The organism is Pseudoalteromonas sp. SG41-1 (assembly GCF_014164575.1).
Lineage (GTDB): Bacteria > Pseudomonadota > Gammaproteobacteria > Enterobacterales > Alteromonadaceae > Pseudoalteromonas > Pseudoalteromonas rhizosphaerae.
This window is the reverse complement of the sequence record NZ_JACJFL010000085.1, coordinates 1-6,460: the sequence shown is the minus strand read 5'-3', so window position 1 is coordinate 6,460 and position 6,460 is coordinate 1. Positions and strand designations below refer to the sequence as shown.

Annotated in this window: 6 protein-coding genes; 4 read left to right on the top strand and 2 right to left on the bottom strand. The window is 38.9% G+C overall.

Features of this window, described 5'->3' with window-relative positions:
• Window positions 1-1,221: 1,221 nt before the first annotated feature.
• Together H5203_RS22140 and H5203_RS22135 are read right to left on the bottom strand one after the other, a co-directional pair.
• Complete coding sequence (locus tag H5203_RS22140; RefSeq protein WP_182759238.1) at window positions 1,222-1,773, bottom strand: hypothetical protein; 552 nt, start codon at window positions 1,771-1,773, stop codon at window positions 1,222-1,224.
• A gap of 139 nt (window positions 1,774-1,912) precedes the next feature.
• Complete coding sequence (locus H5203_RS22135; protein ID WP_145240330.1) at window positions 1,913-2,242, bottom strand: stress response translation initiation inhibitor YciH; 330 nt, start codon at window positions 2,240-2,242, stop codon at window positions 1,913-1,915.
• Between the two features lie 157 nt (window positions 2,243-2,399).
• Between H5203_RS22135 and H5203_RS22130 the strand changes: the two genes are divergently transcribed.
• The 4 genes from H5203_RS22130 to H5203_RS22115 all read left to right on the top strand — a co-directional run bounded on the left by H5203_RS22130 (window position 2,400) and on the right by H5203_RS22115 (window position 6,346).
• Window positions 2,400-2,705 carry an STAS domain-containing protein gene (locus tag H5203_RS22130; protein WP_145240332.1) on the top strand — a complete coding sequence of 102 codons (306 nt, stop codon included), beginning with the start codon at window positions 2,400-2,402 and terminating at the stop codon, window positions 2,703-2,705.
• A complete protein-coding gene (locus H5203_RS22125) occupies window positions 2,705-4,363 on the top strand; it encodes a fused response regulator/phosphatase (RefSeq protein WP_182820341.1) in 1,659 nt (552 codons plus the stop codon). Before H5203_RS22130 ends, H5203_RS22125 begins: the two co-directional genes overlap by 1 nt.
• A 53-nt stretch (window positions 4,364-4,416) precedes the next feature.
• Window positions 4,417-5,076 carry a histidine kinase gene (locus H5203_RS22120; RefSeq protein WP_182731054.1) on the top strand — a complete coding sequence of 220 codons (660 nt, stop codon included), beginning with the start codon at window positions 4,417-4,419 and terminating at the stop codon, window positions 5,074-5,076.
• A 79-nt stretch (window positions 5,077-5,155) separates the two neighbouring features.
• A complete protein-coding gene (locus H5203_RS22115) occupies window positions 5,156-6,346 on the top strand; it encodes an amino acid aminotransferase (protein ID WP_149983417.1) in 1,191 nt (396 codons plus the stop codon).
• The last annotated feature ends 114 nt before the right edge of the window (window positions 6,347-6,460 follow it).

The window sequence follows — 6,460 nt, the reverse complement described above, 5'->3', positions numbered from 1 at the left end:
ATCCTTTGAGTTTTTTAATACTTTCAGTCTAACTCTGTATCTAAATGTAAATCAAGGGATTTATATTTGTTGTTTTTTTGTTGTTGTAAAATACAAGAAATAATCCCGCGAGTTGTTGAAAAAAACCAGATACAACGACTGTTTATATATGGCTATGTTGTAGTTAAGTGTGGCTAGGCGAGAATTCATTTTATAAAGCCTCTTTTATCCATGTTTGATCTGAGAATTCCGTGTTATCTTCCATGGTTCTAAACCAACTCAGATAATTCTCAATATAGTCAGTATCTAATTCGTGTGAATCGCAATGTGGACAATGAGATATTGTTTCTTCATGGTCAGCAATGGCTTGACCCAGTTGGTTATTAGCAATATTAGATTCAACTTCATGACGGAGTTTTTTAGTTGGGAGTAGTTTAAGTTAATAACGTGACGTAATACATTTTGAAACTGCTTTTAAGCCATACAGCATCTGCCATTGTTGGGTTTCAGTACATTAAGTATAGTTCGCCAACAAATCTTGACTTCAGATATCAAAATTCTTAACTGTCCGCTTCACGCTTAATCCCGCCGCTCAGATCGTCACGGACAACTAATTAAATACCACTACATACGACTAAGTACCACACACCATAAAACCGGGATTCCCCCCACGGCAATTTTTACTTTGAATTTAAGTGCTTTTTGTATAGCTTTGAGTTTTTCGCGGTCGTCGCCTTGTATTTCGATGATGCCGTCTTTTATTGCTCCGCATTAGTCCCTTTGGCTTTGCTGCTATCTATTAGTTTATTTTGACCTGAATTTAGCACCACATTTATGGCAGAGTTTAGGTCTGATTTCTACGCCTTCACTACCTGATGCAAATGGAATAGAGTTACATTTTGGACACCTGTAATACAACCAAATACCAACGTTAAATATGAGCACTCCGATTAATGCACCATAAAAAGGATTTAGAAACTTAATATCAAAATATTGAAGAATAAAGCCACTTGAAAAGCATACAACAGTTAATAGTAATATGAGAAAAACCGTTTTTTTACTGGTTTAAATTGCTTCGATACATCATCCATAATTGAGTGTTGCTCCAGTTAAATTAACGCTGCAGTTGGCGGTAAAATGAGAGTGGCTAAATCGCGAGGAACAAGCGAAGCAAGTTACCACGCTACTTTATTACTTTGTTACTTTGTTTTATTGTATCAACAGCACCGATAAAGTTTTGTGCTATTCATATTCGCTGAATACTTGGTGTACCCTAGCTGGTGTTATTTTATTAAAGTCATCTTGGTAGTAATCCTTCGCATACTCAATAAAATATTCTGGAGTTATAGTGATTGCAGGGAGCAGCCAACTAGCTCCGTTATCTTCATTGTTTTGGAAATTAACAGTTCCTTGTTGCCATGACCCTGAGTTGGAAGTACGCCAAAAACAAAAGGTCACATGAGCTATTTCGAAGAAATCGTTATCTAAAACGCCGAGCAGTTCTTCAGGAGCCCCTTCATACATCCCTGGCCAAATTCTAAACTCTTCTTGAGCATGAGGACTAACTTCTGATTCATGATCGAAGCCTTTAATTAAAATAGCATCACCTTTTATGACAATGACGATTTCATCACCACCACCATTTTCATATGAAGCAACGTCTATCCCTGGCGCCCAATTAGCTTTGTAAGAAAAGCACCTTAGGTATTCGTCTTTACAAAGCTCTATATCCAAAGCTGCACTAGCTTTTAGAGCAGAGACTAGTTTTTTATTGGGTAGATTATCTAATATCATTTAAGCTTCTCTTTGTGTGGGTAGACAATTTTATCTCCAATGTTTTTCTTTGTATTACAATACATTGATCATAAATTAAGAAAGTACAGATATGCAATTAGGTCATCAAGTCTCTGCTTTTTATAGGCAAGCCGGCGGCTCACCCTCCGGCAATTTTCACTTTGAATTTGAGTGCTTCGAGGATGGCTTTGAGTTTTTCGCGGTCGTCGCCTTGTACTTCAATGATGCCGTCTTTTACCGCGCCGCCTTGGCCCATTTTACTTTTAATGGTTTTGGCGAGTTTTTTTAAATCGTGTTGCTCGCTGTCAATACCAGTTACCAACATAACACCTTTACCTTTACGGCCTTTGGTTTGGCGTTCGATGCGCAGGGCGCCGTCTTTAAATACTTTACTAGCCACTTCTGTGCTTGGTTTTGGTTGGCTGATACGGCCTGTTTCGGTTGAATAAACGAGATTACTATCACTCATGCTTAACCTGCATTTAAAAAGTTAAATAAACAATGGCCTAGATAATATCAAATCTAAAACAAATTTGTGCATAGGGTGTTTTATTTTTGGTGATTTATCATTAACAAGTTATATTTAATACTAATTAAGAATGGATAATCTGAGCAGGAGTTAACTAATGGGTCTAAGTAAGAGTGCATCAGCAGATGGTGCTACACTGACTATTCAAATTAAAGGGAAGTTCGACTTTAATTTAGTGCAGTCATTTCGACAGTCGTATTCCGATATCAATGAAAAAACCGCTAAGGTCGTAATTGACTTGCGAGAAACAGATTACATGGATAGCTCCGCCCTTGGTATGTTACTGAATATGAAAAAGACCTTGGGTACCTCAGTTGATGCAATTCAAATCAGTAATTGTCAGCCGCAACTGAAAAAAATCCTGCAAATATCACGTTTTGATAAAAAGTTTGATATTGATTAATGCATATTCTCGTTGTTGATGATCAGCCACTTAATTGTACGCTTTTGAAAGTAATGCTGGTGCAACAAAATTACGAGGTATCAACTGCCGCTAACGGTGTTGAAGCATTAGCAATATTAGCACAGCAAAGCATTGATATTGTGCTACTCGATGTAATAATGCCAGTAATGGATGGCTATGAAACAGCGACAAAAATTAAGCTGTTATACAACGATGTTCACCTACCAATTATTTTTATAACCTCTTTGGAAGATCAAAACAGTTTTGAACGTTGTTTAGAGGTCGGTGGTGATGACTTTATTCATAAACCGTTTGATAAAGTAATTTTAACCGCGAAAATAAAAGCTCATAGCCGCACCCGCAAGCTGAGTTTAAAAACCCACGAACAAAATAAATTATTAGAATATCATTACAATCAAACCGAGCGCGAGCACGAAATCGTTGAGCATATTTTTAATAATGCCTTAGAAAACCAACATAAGTTTACCAACAACATTGATTTTCATCTTTCACCGGCTTCTATGTTTAATGGTGATATGTGTTTGGTTGGGCAAAGTCCAATTGGTAGTTTGTATTGTATGCTGGGGGATTTTACCGGCCATGGCTTAGCGGCTGCGGTAGGGGCATTGCCGGCGTCGAAAGTGTTTTACACTATGGTTAATAAAGGCATGGCGGTCAGTGATATTGCCGCAGAAGTTAATGCCGTATTAGTACAATTATTGCCCGGGCATATGTTTTGTGCCGCGACAATTATTGAGTTAAGTAGCTCCGGGAAAAGTGTTTCTGCTTGGCTTGGTGGCTTGCCTGACGCTTATTTAATTGATCAACAAGGAAGCGTATTAAAAACCTTAGAGTCACAGCACATGGCTTTAGGGATTTTAGAAGGCGATGAATTTGAGCGTGAATTAATTCATTTTGAAGTCGATAGCAGTATGCGTTTGGCACTGGCCACCGACGGTATTATAGAAACTACCAATGCAGACGATGAATTTTTTTCAGAGCAACGCTTTATAAAGGCGCTTGCAAGCAAGCCCCAAGTCAGCTGTAAAGATGTGATCAATCAAGTTACCAAGTTTGCTCATGGCAGTAAACAACAGGACGACCTTAGTTTAGTGCTTTTTAACTGTGTGGCGGTTCCTGCTGCGGCTGAAGAGCAAGCCGCTTACTCTCGATTACCGTTCAATTTTTCTTTAACGCTTAATTCACAGCAAATAAAACAAACCGATCCAGTGCTTGAAATCGTCGAAGTGATCACCCAAGTTGGCGGGCTAAAAGAGCACCGCTCTGATATTTTTTTACTGCTCTCTGAGGCATATAATAATGCACTTGATCACGGTGTATTAGGGCTCGATTCAGCTATTAAAAATAAAGAGGATGGTTTTATTGAGTATTATCAACTTCGAGAGGCAACATTAGCCAAACTCGTTGATGCATTGATCATTGTAGATATACGTTATTGTCCTGATACATTGAGCCTTTATTTTACAATTTGCGATTCAGGCAATGGTTTTGCAAACACCGACAGTAATGCTAACAGTAATAATCGCGAGCACGGTCGTGGGCTATCTATATTAGAAGAAATAGCAGAGCAGGTGACTTATAACTCATCGGGTAATCAAATTGAAATGTGTTATCGATTAGCGCAGCAACAAAGCTAGTCGTGGTTGTTTAGCCATGCTATGATTCGTTTTTTAGATGTTTGGATGGCTAAATGGTTTCTTCTTATTTATCTCTTGCGCAGTTAGATGTGCCTGCTCAGTTAGTCTCTGCTGAGCTTACTAAGCTCGAAAGCTATTTATCAAATCAGTCGCTTCCTGAGGTACGCTGGCAATATCAAATACCAGAACTGGGTGAAGGCGGGGCGTGCAGTTTATTTGGCTATTTACAAGATGAGCCGTTTAAACTCACTGATTTTTTACCGCAAGATCAGCACACCACGCAAAAGCTTGCTCAATTACAACTAATTGTTGATTACGTTGTAGCGCAAACTAAGGTTGATTGGTACGGCATTTACCAAAGTACAGCAACACCTGAGGGTCAGCAATTACTTAAACTGACTTACTTTGGCGCGCCAAGCCGACCGCTTTTTCCGCTTACTGAAGCATTTGCTGCTGGTAGTAATAATGTGCAGGTGGCACTGAGTAGTAAAGGGCGAGTGATCAACAACGTTGAGCAGTATTTGGCTGCGGGTGGTGAATATTATACCTGTGACCCTAAAGTAAAATCAGAAGCCTGTTTACCGCTTTTTGACAGTGCTAATCGCTGCGTTGGTATTGTTGATGGCGAAGCCTTTAATAACGATTTTTTCAACCAGCAAACATTAGCGCTATTAATTGCGTGCTGTATTAAAATTCCTCACTTTTTAGTGTAAATAACACTAGTCAATCTAGTGAGCTTTTATGTTAAGCTAAGTGCAACAGCTAACCCCTAAATAATGAAAGAGATAGTCAATGTTCTCAGTATTAAAACCATTACCCACTGATCCTATTCTTGGCCTTATGGCGGCCTATAAGCAAGATACTAACCCAAATAAGATTGACTTAGGGGTTGGTGTTTATAAAGATGAATTCGGTAATACGCCGGTATTAAAAGCAGTTAAAAAAGCTGAAGCGTTTCGTCTTGAAAACGAAACTAGCAAATCATACATTGGTTTGGCGGGTAACTTAGATTACTGCCAAAAAATGGAAAACCTATTATTAGGTGAGCACCAAGCGTTATTAGCTAATCGTGTTCGTACAGCACAAGCTCCAGGCGGTACAGGTGCACTGCGAGTTGCAGCTGAATTTATAGTTCGCTGTAATCCAGGTGCGACAGTATGGGTTACTAATCCTACTTGGGCAAACCACATTAGCTTGTTTGAAGCCGCTGGCCTAACAGTTAAAGAATACCCGTACTACGATTATGAAAACAAAGACTTATTATTTGATGAAATGATCGAAACCCTTACCCAAGTGCCAAAAGGTGATGTGGTATTACTGCACGCATGTTGTCATAATCCAAGTGGTATGGACTTAAACGAAGCACAGTGGAACACGGTTGCTGAACTGGCAAAAGATGTTGGCTTTACACCGCTGGTTGATATTGCATACCAAGGTTTTGGTTCAAGCCTTGAAGAAGATGCAAATGGTTTACGTATTTTAGCCAATGCAGTTGATGAGTTAATCATTTGTTCTTCATGTTCGAAAAACTTTGGTTTATACCGCGAGCGTATTGGTGCATGTTCAATTATTGCTAAAGACAGTGCAACAGCAGACATTTCAAACTCTGTTATGTTAAGTGTGGTACGTAGCATTTATTCAATGCCACCTGCGCACGGTGCTGACATTGTAAATACCATTTTAAGCAGTACAGAACTGACACAACAATGGCACAGTGAACTTGATGAAATGCGTAACCGTATCAATGGCCTACGTACTTTGATCAAAGACAGTCTAGCGGCAAAAGAGATTGCTCAAGACTTCTCATTTATTGACCGTCAACACGGTATGTTTTCTTTCTTAGGTATTAATAAAGAACAAATTGAGCGCCTGCAAAAAGAATACGGTATCTACATTGTTGGTTCAAGCCGCGTTAACGTAGCGGGTATCAGTCAAGCTAATATCGATTACTTTGCAAATGCTGTTGCAGATGTTTGTAAATAATCTTATTTAAATAGCGTTTATTGAAATAAAAAACCGCACTAACTTATTGTTGTGCGGTTTTATTTTTTAACCTAGAACCTAGAACCTAGAACCTAGAACCTAGAACCTAGAACC

Coding starts and splice junctions, on each gene's coding strand:
- H5203_RS22120 (WP_182731054.1), top strand. CDS start 4,417: ATGGTTTCTTCTTATTTATCTCTTGCGCAGTTAGATGTGCCTGCTCAG.
- H5203_RS22135 (WP_145240330.1), bottom strand. CDS start 2,242: ATGAGTGATAGTAATCTCGTTTATTCAACCGAAACAGGCCGTATCAGC.
- H5203_RS22140 (WP_182759238.1), bottom strand. CDS start 1,773: ATGATATTAGATAATCTACCCAATAAAAAACTAGTCTCTGCTCTAAAA.
- H5203_RS22115 (WP_149983417.1), top strand. CDS start 5,156: ATGTTCTCAGTATTAAAACCATTACCCACTGATCCTATTCTTGGCCTT.
- H5203_RS22130 (WP_145240332.1), top strand. CDS start 2,400: ATGGGTCTAAGTAAGAGTGCATCAGCAGATGGTGCTACACTGACTATT.
- H5203_RS22125 (WP_182820341.1), top strand. CDS start 2,705: ATGCATATTCTCGTTGTTGATGATCAGCCACTTAATTGTACGCTTTTG.